The 14552-nt window shown below is 65.8% G+C and carries 12 protein-coding genes; 4 read left to right on the top strand and 8 right to left on the bottom strand.

What is annotated here, in order from left to right; genetic code table 11:
* Complete coding sequence (locus ACQY4K_RS07140) at window positions 1-843, bottom strand: carbohydrate ABC transporter permease (RefSeq protein WP_428396009.1); 843 nt, start codon at window positions 841-843, stop codon at window positions 1-3.
* Window positions 844-1007: 164 nt separating this feature from the next.
* Window positions 1008-2441, bottom strand: a complete 1434-nt coding sequence (locus tag ACQY4K_RS07145) for a carbohydrate porin (protein ID WP_428394698.1) — start codon at window positions 2439-2441, stop codon at window positions 1008-1010.
* A 311-nt stretch (window positions 2442-2752) separates the two neighbouring features.
* Here ACQY4K_RS07145 and ACQY4K_RS07150 point away from each other — a divergent pair, with 311 nt between their 5' ends.
* Window positions 2753-3970 carry an ROK family protein gene (locus tag ACQY4K_RS07150; RefSeq protein ID WP_428394700.1) on the top strand — a complete coding sequence of 406 codons (1218 nt, stop codon included), beginning with the start codon at window positions 2753-2755 and terminating at the stop codon, window positions 3968-3970.
* Between the two features lie 167 nt (window positions 3971-4137).
* Complete coding sequence (locus ACQY4K_RS07155; protein ID WP_428394702.1) at window positions 4138-5211, top strand: IS110 family transposase; 1074 nt, start codon at window positions 4138-4140, stop codon at window positions 5209-5211.
* A 487-nt stretch (window positions 5212-5698) separates the two neighbouring features.
* Here the strand turns inward: ACQY4K_RS07155 and ACQY4K_RS07160 are convergent, their stop codons facing one another.
* The 3 genes from ACQY4K_RS07160 to ACQY4K_RS07170 all read right to left on the bottom strand — a co-directional run bounded on the left by ACQY4K_RS07160 (window position 5699) and on the right by ACQY4K_RS07170 (window position 9028).
* The gene (locus ACQY4K_RS07160) at window positions 5699-6787 is read right to left on the bottom strand and encodes an IS110 family transposase (protein ID WP_428393943.1); all 1089 of its coding nucleotides are present in this window, start codon (window positions 6785-6787) and stop codon (window positions 5699-5701) included.
* 144 nt (window positions 6788-6931) lie between these two features.
* On the bottom strand, window positions 6932-8284 hold the full coding sequence (locus ACQY4K_RS07165) for a carbohydrate porin (protein WP_428394704.1): 1353 nt from the start codon (window positions 8282-8284) through the stop codon (window positions 6932-6934).
* 333 nt (window positions 8285-8617) lie between these two features.
* Complete coding sequence (locus ACQY4K_RS07170; RefSeq protein WP_428394706.1) at window positions 8618-9028, bottom strand: MAPEG family protein; 411 nt, start codon at window positions 9026-9028, stop codon at window positions 8618-8620.
* A gap of 88 nt (window positions 9029-9116) precedes the next feature.
* Between ACQY4K_RS07170 and ACQY4K_RS07175 the strand changes: the two genes are divergently transcribed.
* Together ACQY4K_RS07175 and ACQY4K_RS07180 are read left to right on the top strand one after the other, a co-directional pair.
* Window positions 9117-9497, top strand: a complete 381-nt coding sequence (locus ACQY4K_RS07175; RefSeq protein ID WP_428394708.1) for a hypothetical protein — start codon at window positions 9117-9119, stop codon at window positions 9495-9497.
* Window positions 9498-9601: 104 nt separating this feature from the next.
* Complete coding sequence (locus tag ACQY4K_RS07180) at window positions 9602-9991, top strand: DUF4112 domain-containing protein (RefSeq protein WP_428394710.1); 390 nt, start codon at window positions 9602-9604, stop codon at window positions 9989-9991.
* Here ACQY4K_RS07180 and ACQY4K_RS07185 read toward each other — a convergent pair.
* From ACQY4K_RS07185 to ACQY4K_RS07195, 3 genes are all read right to left on the bottom strand, one after another.
* Complete coding sequence (locus ACQY4K_RS07185) at window positions 9988-10608, bottom strand: restriction endonuclease (RefSeq protein ID WP_428394712.1); 621 nt, start codon at window positions 10606-10608, stop codon at window positions 9988-9990. The two genes, ACQY4K_RS07180 and ACQY4K_RS07185, sit on opposite strands and share 4 nt — an antisense overlap.
* Before the next feature lie 666 nt (window positions 10609-11274).
* Window positions 11275-13878: a glycosyltransferase family 2 protein gene (locus tag ACQY4K_RS07190; RefSeq protein ID WP_428394714.1), complete on the bottom strand. Its 2604-nt coding sequence runs from the start codon at window positions 13876-13878 to the stop codon at window positions 11275-11277.
* A 40-nt stretch (window positions 13879-13918) separates the two neighbouring features.
* The gene (locus ACQY4K_RS07195) at window positions 13919-14551 is read right to left on the bottom strand and encodes a hypothetical protein (protein WP_428394716.1); all 633 of its coding nucleotides are present in this window, start codon (window positions 14549-14551) and stop codon (window positions 13919-13921) included.
* Window position 14552: the final 1 nt, after the last annotated feature.

Consider the following 14552-nt stretch of genomic DNA (forward strand, 5'->3'; position numbering starts at 1 on the left):
TCAGACCTCCAGGTTGCGTGCGATCGAGCGCACCAGGAAGATGGCCACGATATTGGCGAGGATGATGGCGATCACACCGCCGGCGGAGGCGCCGCCGACATCGAAATCGAGCAGCGCCCGGGCATAGATGAGGAAGGCGAGGTTGGTGGTGGCAACACCTGGGCCGCCGGCGGTGGTGACGAAGATCTCGGCGAAGATGGTCAGCAGGAAGATCGTCTCGATCATCACCACGACACCGATGGCGCGTCGCAGATGCGGCAGGGTGATGTAAAAGAAGCTTGCGATCGGGCCGGCGCCGTCCATGCGCGCCGCCTCGCGCTGCTCATGGTCGAGCGACTGCACCGCGGTCAGCAGGATCAGCACGGCGAACGGCAACCACTCCCAGGAGACGATGCCGATGATCGTGGCCAGCGGAAAGCGCGAGAGGAAGTCGATCGGAGCCAGGCCGAAGGTGCGGAACACCGCCGCCAGCACACCGTAGATCGGGTGCAGCATCAGGTTCTTCCAGACCAGGGCGGCGACAGTCGGCATGACGAAGAAGGGGGCGATGACGAACAGCCGGGCGACGCCGCGCCCTGCGAATTCCTGGTCGTAGAGGACGGCGAGCAGGGTGCCGCCGCAGACCGAGATCACCAGCACGCCGCCGACCAGATAGAAGGTATTGAGCAGCGCCGTCCAGAAGTCGGGATCGGTGAGCAGGTATTTGTAATTGTCGATGCCGGCCCAGCCGGTCAGGGTCGGATCGACCAGGTTGTAGTGCCGGAAGGAGAAATACAGCGTCATCAGCAGCGGGATGATCGACCAGGCCAGCAGCAGCAGAACCGATGGCGCGATCAGCGGCATGGTCACGCCGTTGCGGTTGGTGCGCCGTTGGGCCCTTGGCGGTGCCGTGCTGACACCCAGCGCCTGCGACATCGCCGTTTCTCCCGTAGAATTGGATGCGGATGATGCCGCATCAAACGAAAACGGGGTAGGCCTTCCGGCCCACCCCGCTCCGAGCAGGCGCCTCAGAACAGCGTGATGTGGCTCTTGAAGCCGACCATGGCCGCGTCAGGCAGCCCGCGTTCGGCGTTCGGGCGGATGAAGTACTGGAAGTCCGGCGCGAAGGTGACGCCACGATAGACGTGGATCTGGTAGTTCAGTTCGATGTTTATCGCATGCGACTGCGGCCCGACTGAGCCCGGGAAGCTGGTCTGGAAGTTGCCGGAAAGCGGCAGGCCGAGTTCCTGCTCCAGCCCCTGAAGTTTGGTCAGGCGATTGGAGATCTGCTGGTACGCGAACAGCACGCCGATGGTGTCGAATGGGCGCGCATGCCAGAAGTCGCGGTCGATGGCGGCAATCACATACTGGTTGCCGCGCTCGGCGTAGCGCTCGTCGTTGTGGTTGTAGTTGCCGATGACGATGACGCCGTCGGTGGCACCGGGTCCGTTGCGCACCAGCATCTGGTCGAACTGGAACCAGGCCTGCGTGCCGCCCTTTCGGGTCTCGGTTGGTACCGTGGGCAGTTCCCAGCTGTTGTGGTTGGTGTTCTCGTACATGGCGCCGATCTTGTAGTGACCGGGCATCTGGTCGGGGCCGATCTTCGGCTCGTAGCCGAGTTCGATCGGGAAGGCCTCGCCGTCGATGTGCGAGCCATCGAGATGGAAGCCGGAGCGGTAGCCGTTATTGGCCTGGTAGGTGTTGTTTTCGGTGAAATACAGGCCGAACTGGAGATAGACCTGCGGGATCGGCCGTATGCGCGGCCGGATCGCCCATTGCGCGTCCGGATAGGACACGTTGGCGGAATTATCGGTAATGCCCTTGGCGTTTCCGCACAGCGAGTTCTGCATGAAGTTGCAGTTCAGCGGGTTGGAGTCGAAATCGTTCTCCATCGGCATGCGGCCGGCGGCGATATCGAGGCCGCCGTGCAGCAGCGTCTCCTCGGCATAGAAGAACACCAGATGGATCGCGACGTTGCCGCCGGCGCCGTAGATTTCCTGGCTCTGGTTCAGGCCGTTATCGCCGATGATGCCACCGGCGAGGGATCCGTAACGGCCGACGGCGATCGCGTGCGTCTCAAGACCGGGGATGCCGGCGAGGACGTTCCAGTCCTGGTCCCATTCGAGGCCATACTGGCCGGCATTGGTGGACCCTTTACGTGGGCCGCTGACGACGCCGAGGAACTCATCGACGTTGTCGAGGATCACGGCGGTGCCGTACTGGTTCAGGTAGGCGTTGACCTGCGGAAACAACGATTCCGCCGACGCCGGGATCGGCGCCATGCCGTATTCGGCGCTCGACCTGCCCGAAACCTTCTTGCTGGCGACGAGGCCCGTCCCGGTGTCGAGCTGGGCGAGGGCCGGGGCGGACCCGAGCGCGATCATCGCACCTGCGGCCAGCAAGGCTTGGCGGTGCGCCCGCCATAGAGAGCGGGGCTTCGCCCCGTTTGGTCCCGACATCATGTTCCTCCGACGCTTCTTGATACTCTTTTGACCCAACAGCCACACCCCTGTGGCGACTCTGCCACAGATGGCAGAGAACCGGGAGACCGGGGATTGACCCCTGTTGCAGGGGAACGATGATCCGCCCGTCTCCACATCGCCAAAGACCGATGCGGTCGCTGGTCAGACAATTCGCATGGGATCGAAACGGCGTCAAGCCTTTTAATTCACCGCGAATTAATTATTGCTCTTTCCGATGCGCTGCCGAGATGTCATCACATTGGCGACCGGTGCCAGAACAGGCGCCTTCTGTGGCCGCGTACGACATGAGCATGCCCCTGCACTCCACGCCGGCCCGTCAGGGCGGAAACTCGACGGCCGTGCGGCACTTCAACGAGCGGCGGCTGCTGACCGTGCTGCGCCGGTTGGGCGAAGCCTCAAAGGGCGACCTTGCCGCACACCTCACCCTCACCCAGAACACCGTCGGCCAGATCGTCCAGACGCTCGAAAGCCAGGGCCTGATCGCCAGTACCGGCCGGCGCATGGGCAGACGGGGCCAACCGGCGACGCTGCTGCACCTCGATCCCCACGGCGCCTATGCCCTGGGCATCAAGCTCGGCCGCCGCGCGGTGCAGGCGGCGCTGGTCGATTTCACCGGCGGCGTGCTCAAGAGCCGACGGTTCGAGTGTCTGTATCCCACGCCCGCACAGGCCCTGGCGCTGGCGTTGCGCGGTGTTACCGAACTCCGCCGCGCACTGCCCACGGCGCGGCGCGGCCGCCTGCTCGGAGTCGGGCTGGCGCTCCCTTGCGATCTTGGCCGGTGGCCAATCGAGATGGATTGGAACGATTACGACCTCGCGGAGTCGCTGCGCGCCGCGACCGGCATGCCGGTATGGGCCGAGAACGACTGCACCGCCGCCGCGGTCGCCGAACTGTTCCACGGTCATGGCCGCACCTGCGACGACTTCATCTGCATCACCATCAACAGCAGCATCGGTGCCGGTGTCGTCCTCGATGGCGACTATCGACGCGGGGTAAGCGGCAATGCCGGCGACATCAGCCTGGTGCCGGTGCAGCGTTCCGCGCTCATGGCCGACCCGTCCGCGACCGGAGAGCCCGCGATCCTGCTGCAACGCGCGTCGGGATTCGCCCTGTTCCGCCACGTCGAGGCGCACGGGATTGCCATCGCCCGCGCCGTCGATCTGCACGCGGTGATGCGCAGCCACGCCGCAATCATCGATGCATGGCTACAGGACTGCGCCGAGGCGCTGGTGGCGCCGCTGCTGGCCATGACCCGCCTGCTTGACGTGCAGACGATCATCCTGGACGGCAACCTGCCGCGCGCTTTGATTGCAGCCCTGCTGGCACGACTCGAACAGGCACTGGCCGCGGCGACACCCGATGTCGGTCCTCGCGCGCAACTGCGACTCGGCAGCAGCGGCAAGCACCCGGCCGCACTCGGTGCGGCGTTGCTGCCGCTGCATTCAAGGCATGGGCAAGCGAGCCTGGCCGCGACCAGCGCCCGGCCGCCGCCGGACTTGGCGCAATGACCATGCGCCGGAAAACCAGGCGGGGTAAGGAAGCAAGGCTGGGCTCTGCCCAGACCCGCCCCAAAGTCAAGCGGGGGGCGGTCGCCCTTTGTTGGGTGGACGGCCCCACGGCATCGCGATGCGTGCCAAGGTTTGGCTGTTGAAGGTCAAACAAGGGAGCCGCCCACATGGATTTTAAGCGCATTGCGGTGGACACGTCCAAGGCTGTGTTCACGGTTCACGGGATTGACGAGCAGGATCGCCCGCTCCTTCGTCGCAATTTCAGCCGCCCGGCGTTCGAGGCGTTTTGTGTCGGATTACCGCCGACGGAGGTGGTGCTTGAGGCATGTGGAGGCTCGCATCACTGGGGTCGCAGGTTGAGCGCGATGGGCCACCGGGTGCGGCTGATCCCGCCGCAATACGTCAAGCCGTTCGTCAAGCGTGGCAAGAACGACCGTAACGATGCTGAGGCGATCAGCGAGGCGGCGGGGCGGCCGGGCATGACCGAGGTTGCGGTCAAGCCGGCCGAGCGCCAGGCGGCGGCGATGGTATTGAGCGTGCGCGAGCTGCTGGTGCGAAACCGCACGCAGGCGATCAACGCGCTGCGCGGGCATGCGGCGGAGTTCGGGGTGATCGCGGCCAAGGGAACCGCACAGGTGGCGCCCCTGCTGGAGCGTATAGCGGCGGACACGCAGATCCCCGAGCCGGCGCGCCAGATGCTGGCGTTTCTGGCTCGGCAGGTAACCCACCTGGACGAGGAGATTGCGACCCTCGACGCGCAACTGCGCAAGGCGGCGGCATCCGACGCGATAGCGCGCCGCTTGAGTGCTGCGCCAGGCATCGGGCCGCTGAGCGCGATCACGCTGAGCCTGACCGTCGATCCGTCGCAGTTCGAGTCGGGCCGACACTTCGCGGCGTGGCTGGGCATGGTGCCCCGGGAGTGCTCGACCGGCGGTAAGCAGCGCCTCGGGGGCATCAGCCGAGCCGGCAACGAGCGACTGCGACAGCTGCTGGTGGTGGGCGCGATGGCGGTAATCCGCCACGCCAAGCCGGGCAGCAAGAGTGCGTCGCCGTGGTTGCTGAAATTGCTGGAGCGGCGGCCGCGCAAGGTGGCGGCCGTCGCCTTGGCCAACAAGATGGCCCGCGTCGTGTGGGCGACGCTGCTAAAGGTTCCGCCTGATCGACTTCGATCAGGTGGAATGCCAGAGGAGGGCATGATGGCGCGTGGGGAGGACTACCGGCGTTTGCCGGTCATGGCCTGACCCCAGGCGCGGTGTCGAGGGTGGAGAGCAGTAGCAGAAGATGACAATCGGTCGGACCGACGGACGGATGATGCCGAGGTTTCCAACGGCTCTCGAAGCCGCCCCTTTGTTTGGCAGCCGTTCGCGGAACCCATCTGGGCCAGCGGCCATGTGCCGCATCAATAGGCCGGACACATGATCGCTTCCGAACCATCGTCATCTCACGCGAAAACGCTTGACCCACCCGGGGCCGTTCTCTAATCGCGCCTCCTCTGTCAACTGCTTCTTGCTTGCTGCTGTCGTTGCCTTACCAGGGTCACGGTTCTCTCCGCGGTCGACGTCTGCCGCCGCAACATCTGGTTCGAAGCACAGGCGCTGCAATGTCCACAACGGGCTCACGTGAAACCACGCGACCCAACGGCCTCCCTCGCAGTTCGCCTGCACCCTCGCCCTGGCGGGCAACCCTCACATCCGCACTGTGGCTCGGATGGATCTCGTCAAGGCTTGGTCAGGTACTCGCGGGCGGCTCCGCCCAGCGGAACGGCTCGCCGGATCGCCAAATGCTGTGCAGGATCACCGACAGCTTGCGGGCCAACGCGACGCGCGCCTTGCCGGGGCCGGACCGCTTCGCGATCACCTGCGCCCAGTCCTTCAGGCTTGAGGCCCGCTTGACTCGCGTCAGGATCACGACGGCCGCCTCATACAGCAGCGTGCGTGCTAGCGTATCGCCGCACTTGGATATCCTGCCGCTGCGGTCCATCTCGCCCGACTGATACTGCCTGGGCGTCAATCCCATGTGCGCGCCCACCGATCGTGATCGGGCAAAGCGCGCCGGGTCCTCGACCGTGCTCACGTAAGCCAGCACGGAGAGGACCCCGATGCCGGGCACGCTCATCAGCAGGCGACACGTCGCGTCCGCCTTGGCCAAGGCGCGCACCGCCTTGTCGAAAGCTGCAATCTGCTCGCGCAGTTGCCGCCAGGCGGCCAGCATGGGCCCAACGATCGGCGTCAGGTCGTCGCGGTCGACCAGCAACTGTTCAACCCGCCGGTCGAACGGCAGACCGCGCATCGCGCCTGGCAGCATCCCGAACGTCTTCAGAACCCCCCGGATGTGGTTCGACAGCCGCGTCGTCATGCCGACGAGCTGGGCCCTGGCGCCGAGCAGGGCACGCGCCCGGTGCGCGTCAAGCGACTTCACGTGCACCGGTCGATACCATCCCGTCCGCATAATCTGCGCCAGGCCCTCCGCGTCGTTCTGGTCGGTCTTGTTCATCTGCATCTTGAGCGCGGCGCTGGCGTGCCGGGCGTCAAGGCAGGTCACGTTGAGCTCCCGTGCGCGCAGTTCATGCACAAGCCAGGGCGTCATGGGGCCGGTCTCGATTCCGATCCTGGCGTCCTCTCCCGCATGCCCTCTCACCATCCGCTCGATCTGTCCTGGGTCCGTGGCGCACTGGCCGCGCCACAGCCTGCGTCCTGTCTCGTCCACGATGCAAATAGCCGTCAGCTTCTGTGACACGTCCAAACCAACAAATTGGGTCATCGAACCGCCTTCCATGCTGCCACCCGCCGGGCGACAGCGCCCGGATCGCAGCATCATGAATGGCCTATGCCCCCGCCGCGATTACCCGATGTCCACACATGGAAACCCCTTCAATCGATTGGGGTTTCGGCCTAAGCGGACTGGGATGATACCGGCAGCTCTCCGAGCTAAACGGGCGGTCGCCGGAAAGGGCGGCTGATATCAGAACAGCGTAATGTGGCTCTTGAAGCCGACCATGGCCGCGTCGTGCAGCCCGGCTTCGGCGTTCGGGCGGATGAAATACTGGAAGTCCGGCGCGAAGGTGACGCCGCGATAGACGTGGATCTGGTAGTTCAGCTCGATGTTCATCGCGTGCGACTGCGGCCCGACCGAACCCGGAAAGCTGGTCTGGAAGTTGCCCGACAGCGGCAAGCCGAGTTCCTGCTCCTGCGACTGGATTCTGGTCAGGCGATTGGAGATCTGCTGGTAGGCGAACAGCACGTCGATGGTGTCGAATGGACGCGCATGCCAGAAGTCGCGATCGATGGCGGCGATCACGTACTGGTTGCCGCGTACGGAATAGCGCTCGTCGTTGTGGTTGTAGTTGCCGATGACGATGATGCCGTCGGTCGCACCAGGCCCGTTGCGCACCAGCATCTGGTCGAACTGCACCCAGGCCTGGGTGCCGCCCTTGCGGCTCTGCACCGGCGCCGTGGGCAATTCCCAGGTGTCGTGGTTGGTGTTCTCGTACATGGCGCCGATCTTGTAGTGACCGGGCAACTTGTCAGGACCAATCTTCGGCTCGTAGCCGAGCTCGATCGGAAAGGCCTCGCCGTCGATGTGCGCGCCGTCGAGATGGAAGCCCGAGCGGTAGCCGTTGTTGGCCTGGTAGGTGTTGTTCTCAGTGAAATACAGGCCGAACTGGAGATAGACCTGCGGGATCGGCCGTATGCGCGGCCGGATCGCCCATTGCGCATCCGGATAGGAGACGTTGGCGGAGTTATCGGTAATGCCTTTGACGTTTCCGCAGAGCGAGTTCTGCATGAAGTTGCAGTCGAGTGGGTTGGCGGTGAAATCGTTCTCCATCGGCATGCGGCCGGCGGCGATTTCGAGCTTGCCGTGCAGCAGCGTCTCTTCAGCGTAGAAGAAAACCATATGGATGGCGACGTTGCCGCCGGCGCCATAGATTTCCTGGCTCTGGTTCAGGCCGTTATCGCCGATAATGCTGCCGGCAAGGGATCCGTAACGGCCGACGGCGACCGCATGCGTCTCAAGGCCGGGGATACCGGCAAGGACGTTCCAGTCCTGGTCCCATTCAAGGCCGTACTGGCCGGCATTGTTGGCGCCCTGACGCGGCCCGCTGACCACGCCGAGGAATTCGTCGACATTGTCGAGGATGACCGAGGTGCCATACTGGTGCAGGGTGGCATTGACCTGCGGGAACAGCGATTCCGGCTGCGGCAGCGGCGTCATGCCCAGTTCGGCGCTTGAATTGCCGAACACCTTTCTGCTGGCGGTAAGGCCCGACCCGGTATCGAGCTGGGCAAGCGCGGGGGCGGACCCGAGCGCGATCATGACGCCAGCCGCCAGCAAGGCCTGGCGATGCCCACACGATGAAGAGCGAGGCCGCGCCGCCTTGAGTGCCGACATCATGGTCCTCCCACGCTTCCCGATGCGCGCTTGCCCCAACAGCCGCGCGTCCTGTTGCGGCTCGGCCGCAGAGGACAAGGAACCGGGCGACCCGGGATTGACCTCCGCGCCAGGGGGATGATTCAGTCAGTTTGGCGACGATTGGTATCGTTGCTATTGGAAACTGTAGACAAAAGACCAAAACAAGGTCAACCTTTTTAATTCACCGAGAATTAATGATTGCTCTGCAGGTTTGCTCAAGCGGAGGCGGTCGGCCGCCTACAGCAATGCCGCCAGTTCCAGGACGATACCGACCAGGGAGGCGAACCACACCAATGAGCGCAGCACCGGCACTCCAGCCGCGTAGAGCGGCACATAGAGGGCCCGCGCAATGACATAGAGCCAGGCGCCGGACAACGCCGCGGGTCCGGAATGGCCGAGTGCCACGACGGCCAGGGTCGCCGCCGCGAACAGCGGGAACGTTTCCAGGAAATTGCCGACCGAGCGCTGCAGGCGCGCGGCGACACCGCTCACGCGGCGTGGCTCGTCACGCGACCCGACCCCCCATGCAAAGCCACGCTGCTGCTGCGACGCGGTTGCCGCCCAGCAGATCTGCAGCAGCCCGATCAGTGCCGCGGCGCCGAGCAGTCTGAGTTCTGTCTGGCCGGCCGGGGGCAGGGATGTGATCATGGCATCATTCCGATGAGTGAGCGGTGCGCGCCTCTCACTGGAGGAAGCCGGCGCCACATGCAATCCTGCCACGCATGGTTGGCTCCGCATGACCTATCCGTGCCGTGGCCTGATTGCCACCTATTGTGGCAACTTGCTGCTGCTCGGGTTGCTGGCGCTGTCGCGTTGCGCCGAGGCGCCGCACCCGGCCGTCATCGCAGTCCGCGCCCCCGCGACAGTGGCGCCAGTCGCCCGCCTGGTCGTCCCCGGAGCGCTCGATGCCAATGGCAAACCGATACCGTTCAACGATCCCCCGGCGCCCCCGGACACGCCACTCTGCGGCAGACAGGCGCGCGAGACCAATGCCATCGGCGCGTCCCTGCTTGCCCCCCGGCTGGCAGCCACCGGAATTTGCGCAAGCTTCACCTGCTACGATCCGCTGACCGCGACCTACCTCGGCGCGGATGGCGACCGCCATGTTTGTCGCTGATAGCCGCAGCCCTCAGAGAGGGGCACGACGATTGGGATTGATGCGCGAGCCGGGCGCCTCCACATGCAGGGCTTAATGTACACGCCTTCATTTGGAGAGAGTGCATGATGTCCGCGACCTCAGCCCATGCCGGTCTATTCGAAAGCGCCGCCGGCCCGGCGAAGCGCCTGGCCAGGCTGCGCCGACTGGCCTGGATGATGGACGGGGCGTTCCGCATCCCCGGCAGCAAGTTCCGCTTCGGCTTGAACAGCGTCCTCGGCCTGCCGCCCGTGGCAGGCGACGTGTTGCTCAGCGCGGTGTCACTCTACATCGTCTATGAAGGCTACCGGCTCGGTCTGCCGCGCGTCCTGATCGGACGTATGCTGGCAAACGTGGCGGTGGAGGCAGCGGCGGGAAGCGTGCCGATCGTGGGCGATCTGTTTGATGTCGCCTTCAAGGCCAACCTGCGTAACCTGGCCCTGATCGACTCCCATCTCCGGACCGGACCCCGCTAACGCGCGAAGGCCCTCAGCTGGTCAGGCTCCAGCAGGTCGATCCCGGTCTGCATGGCAAGCTTGCGGGCAGCGGCGGGATACGGCGACTGGGAGACGATCGCGGCGCGGTCCGCCCGCTCACGTTCCCGGGCGATACAGGCCTGCTCCACCACCTCTTCATTGACGATGGCGGCAGGCGGCGGGCAACGCAGCGCCAGAACGCGGCCGTCGCGCCGCGCAACCAGATCGGTGCCGAGATCGGCGTGGCAGTCGCGGCCACAATCGACACGGCCGGCGGGCACGCTCGCACCGACCTTGACCTGCCAACCGGCCTTGCGCAACAGATCGGCGCACTGCCGCGGCGCATCGGCCTCCTGGATCGCCAGGGGCCGTGGTGCCAGCCCGACGCTGGCGCGCGGGGCAGCGGGGAGCATGACGGGCGGCGGGGCACTTGGCCGGGGATTGGTGTCGATCGGCCGCACCGGTTCCACGGCGCGCCGCAGCAGTAATCGTAACATCAACGCGAGCGTCGCCAGCGTGAGGATGATGAGCAGCACGGCAAGAACGAAACCGAGCGCATAGCCGCGTGGCGACGCAGCGGCGCCGGTTGCCGCCGCGGCCGGTGGTGCTGCTGCCATAACCTGAACCTTCGGCTGTTGGACAGGTGCAGGCACTTGAGCGGCGGGCGGCTGAACGGGAGGCGGCTGAACGGGAGGCGGGGGCGGAGACAGGTTCTCCTCCGTGACCACGGTCAGCGGCGCCGTGAGGATGCCAGGACCAGGGCGAGGGCCAGCGTCGGAGGGCGCGGCCACTTGCCTGGCGGCGGGGACATAGAGCGGCGGTAGGCCCCGCTCAGGCGGCGAACGGCGGATCAGCACGAGATCACCATGGGTGGCGATCGGCTCCCACCTGCTCTCTGCCCTGACCAGGAAACAGCGGCCCCGACGCTCCACGGATCGGCGCCAGTGCCAGGAATGCCGCCGCTCCTGCTCCAGGAGCCGGCTGGCCCACGGCGCGACACAGCCGATTACCGGCGGCTCGTGCCACGTGACAGCCGCGGGCCGTGCCGTTCCGCCAGAAATTGATGCCAGCAACGGCGCCAGCGCCAGCAATCCACGCAGTGCCGATGCAGCCAACCGCATCCCCTACTCCAGCCCAGCCGTTCTTACGCCCCAATCCTTCTTACGCGAGCGTTCGCTGCCGACCAACAAGACACGGCTTACGCGCACGAAGCAAATGGACCGGGACCGCGGCTACAGCACAACCCGCTGGTTTGGAAACGAATTACGGATGATAACGAGTTTCTATTCTGTCGAGACCTCCACAGGCTCCGGCTCCATTGCCGGATCGACCAGGTCGAAGAACGGCTGGCGATCGACAGTAAAGAACGGGCTATAGAACGGGTCGCGTTCGAACAGTGCCTTGCCGCCCCACCGTCGCTGCATCGTCTGGGTCTCGCGAAAGAAACGCGCCTCGTGCTCCGGCCGGTCGTCGCTGCCGCGCGAGAGGCTCTCATGGTGGGCGGCGACGAACTCGGCGCACCAGATGATGCGCCAGCCGGCCTCGCGCACCCGCAGGCAGAGATCGACGTCGTTGTAGGCGACCTTGAGCTCCACCTCGTCGAAGCCGCCGACCGCGCGGAACACGTCGCTGCGGATCAGCATGCCGGCGGCGGTGACCGCGCTGATCTCGTGGCTGAGCATTGCCCGGCCGATATAGCCGTAATCGCTGGACGGCGCACCGCGGTGGGCGTGCGCGGCAATGCCTTGCGGTCCCACCACCACCCCCGCATGCTGGATGGTGTCGTTGGGATAGAGGAACTTGCCGCCGACGACGGCGACATCGTCGCCGAGCCGGGCCTCGCCGACGATGGTGGCAAGCCAAGCGGGATCGGCGACAAACACGTCGTTGTTCATGAAGAACAGGTAGTCCGACCGGCTCTCGGCGGCGGCCAGGTTGTTCAGCCGGGAATAGTTGAACTCCTCCTCCACGGTCAGCACCCGGATTCGCTGTGAGCGACGGGCGCGCTTGATGAAGGCCTGCGCCTCGATCGTCAGCGACCAGTTATCGACCAGGATGATGTCGAAGTTCTTATATGCCGTGTTGGCGAGCAGTGCGTCGATGCAGCGCTGCGTGGTGTCGATCTGGTCCTTGAACGGGATGATGATGGTGACGCTGGGCTGGGTCTTGTCCAGCCATTTGACGCCATACAGCGTCAGGCCGCGGATCGGGCTGACCTCCGCCTTGATGCCGCGCCGCTTGAGGTGATCGCCGACGCAGCGCACGCCCGCATCGATCGCATATCCCTTGCGCGAGACGTCCACCGCCGTCGAATTCGGCGTCTTGCGCCAGTGATAGAGCACCTCGGCGACATGGTGGATCGCGGCCGGTGGCACCGCCTCGGACAGCCTGAGGATCAGGTCATGGTCCTGCGCGCCGTCATACTCGGCCCGCAACGGCCCCACCTGCGCGAGGGTCGCGGCCTCGACGAACAGCAGGTGGCAGACATAGTTGCAGCCAAGGACGTAACGGTAGTTCCAGTCGCATTTCAGGTTCGGCTCGAGGAAATAGCCCGCCTGGTCGATTTTGTCCTCGTCGGAATACAGCAGCCGCGCGCAAGACGCCTGGGCCGCGTCGACCATCATCTCGATGGCGACATCGACCAGCAGGTCGTCATGATCGAAGAAGGCGACCCATTCGCCGCGCACCGCCTCAAGCCCGGCATTGGTGGCGCCGCTGATGCCGAGATTGCGCTTGAGCGTGAGCGGCCGGATGCGCGGATCGGCGGCGGCGTAGGCGGCGATGCGCTTGGCGATCTCCGGCGACTTGCCGCCATCGTCGACGATGATGAGTTCCCAGTTCTCGTAGGTCTGGGCGATCACGGACTCCACCGCGGCGACAAAGTCCGACATCTCGGGCTTGTAGGTCGGGCACAGGATGCTCACCAGCGGCCTGGGTGCCGGCGGCCCCCCTTGCTGCAGCCGGGTCCGCCGCGCCGCTGCCGCGCGCGCGCGCAGGCGGTCGTAATAGCGGCGTGCCCAGCGATCGTAGTCGCCGAGATCATAGGTCGGCGCCGGCATCGCGTCGGCGACGTTGGTGCGCAGGGTGGTAATCTCGCGATACAGCCGCTCGACCGTGCGGTTGATCTCGATCAGCCGCGCCTCGAGCGCATCGTCGACCAGGGTCGTGGTCAGCGGGCTGCCGGCCAGTTCGTGCTGGTCGGGAGTGACGAAGAAGCGGAAGCTCTGCATGCCGCCACGGCGATATTGCCTCGGCAGGATGATCTCGAAGCCGCAGTTCGGATCGCCGCCGAGGGCCGCCGCAACGTCGCCGCGATAGCGGTCCGCCTTGACCTGGGTGACGCGCGCGCCACCCGCGGTGAGCAGGATATGGCAGCCGCCGGCGCGCGCCCCGGTGAGCATGTCGATACGCTGCACCCAGCCGCGCAGCGCGCCCTGCTTCATGCCGTCGATGAAGCTCTGGAACTCGTACGGACGGTGCAGGACGAAGTCATATTCCTCGGCGAGATCGTCAGGTCGGGCCGGGTCGATCAGCGGCACGATGCTGCGGTCGGCAAAGCGAAATGATAGCGCGTGCGCCTCGCCGTCGATGAAGCTGGCCGGCACCCGGAACAGGAAGCCGAGCTTGCCGGTGGGATGGCCGAGGGCGGCCTGGACGTCCTCGCGCAAATCGTCGCACAGCACGGTCGCGACTTCCTGGCGGTCGATCAGCACATGCAGACGCACCGGCGCCGAGGTTTGACGCGCGTCGATTGCCCAGCCACGCGCCTCGCCGTCCCTGAAGCTGTCGAAATAGCCGAGATACGGGCGCACCATCGTGCCCGCGACCTGCTTCGCGCTGCTCATCAGTTCCGACCCCATGCAGCCCTGCCTGTCACGCTCACTCACGTGTTTGCTACCATTCTCCAACGATGGTTGCACGTTTTCCCTACACCTGAATAACGGGAATATGACGCAGCAGGGTCCGCCGCGCCGCCGTCGCGTCGCGCGCAAGGCCCAGCAAATCCGCTATCTGTTGCGGCTTGGTCAGCAACGACGCCAACATCGACGGCCACGCGAAGCCGCCGTCCGGCGCCAGCGCACGGAGCGCCAACGGCGGCAGCGAGCGTTCAACCGGGTCGCAAATCGCGCGCAGGGCCGCGAACGGCAGGCCGGCAGCCAGCGCCGCGCGCGCCACCACGCCACTCTCCATGTCCAGCGCCACGCAGCCGGTGCGGGCAAACAGCGCCTGCTTCGCCCCGGCTTCCGCGACGACCACGTCGCTATGCAGCAGGCTGCCCGCGCGGATGCCGTCGCCTCCGAGCCGCGCGCAGAGCGACAAGTCGCAGCGTGCCGACTGCCCATCGACGACGATGATCGAAGGCACCAGCAGGTCGCCGGGCCGCGCCTTCGGGTCAAGACCGGCCGCAAGCCCCAAACTGACCAGCGCCGTGGCGCCGTCGCGGATCAGTCCGGCGATCCTGACCGCGGCATCCGCGCCCGCCACCGCGATCAATGCCCGCCCGCGCAGGCCGGCCAGCAGCTTCGCTTCCGCCTGCATACCGACCAGAAAGCCGATCATC

It is taken from the genome of Lichenicoccus sp., assembly GCF_965276875.1.
Taxonomy (GTDB): domain Bacteria; phylum Pseudomonadota; class Alphaproteobacteria; order Acetobacterales; family Acetobacteraceae; genus Lichenicoccus.

Coding starts and splice junctions, on each gene's coding strand:
- ACQY4K_RS07140 (WP_428396009.1), bottom strand. CDS start 843: ATGCCGCTGATCGCGCCATCGGTTCTGCTGCTGCTGGCCTGGTCGATC.
- ACQY4K_RS07145 (WP_428394698.1), bottom strand. CDS start 2,441: ATGATGTCGGGACCAAACGGGGCGAAGCCCCGCTCTCTATGGCGGGCG.
- ACQY4K_RS07150 (WP_428394700.1), top strand. CDS start 2,753: ATGCCCCTGCACTCCACGCCGGCCCGTCAGGGCGGAAACTCGACGGCC.
- ACQY4K_RS07155 (WP_428394702.1), top strand. CDS start 4,138: ATGGATTTTAAGCGCATTGCGGTGGACACGTCCAAGGCTGTGTTCACG.
- ACQY4K_RS07160 (WP_428393943.1), bottom strand. CDS start 6,787: ATGATGCTGCGATCCGGGCGCTGTCGCCCGGCGGGTGGCAGCATGGAA.
- ACQY4K_RS07165 (WP_428394704.1), bottom strand. CDS start 8,284: ATGATCGCGCTCGGGTCCGCCCCCGCGCTTGCCCAGCTCGATACCGGG.
- ACQY4K_RS07170 (WP_428394706.1), bottom strand. CDS start 9,028: ATGATCACATCCCTGCCCCCGGCCGGCCAGACAGAACTCAGACTGCTC.
- ACQY4K_RS07175 (WP_428394708.1), top strand. CDS start 9,117: ATGACCTATCCGTGCCGTGGCCTGATTGCCACCTATTGTGGCAACTTG.
- ACQY4K_RS07180 (WP_428394710.1), top strand. CDS start 9,602: ATGATGTCCGCGACCTCAGCCCATGCCGGTCTATTCGAAAGCGCCGCC.
- ACQY4K_RS07185 (WP_428394712.1), bottom strand. CDS start 10,608: ATGGCAGCAGCACCACCGGCCGCGGCGGCAACCGGCGCCGCTGCGTCG.
- ACQY4K_RS07195 (WP_428394716.1), bottom strand. CDS start 14,551: ATGATCGGCTTTCTGGTCGGTATGCAGGCGGAAGCGAAGCTGCTGGCC.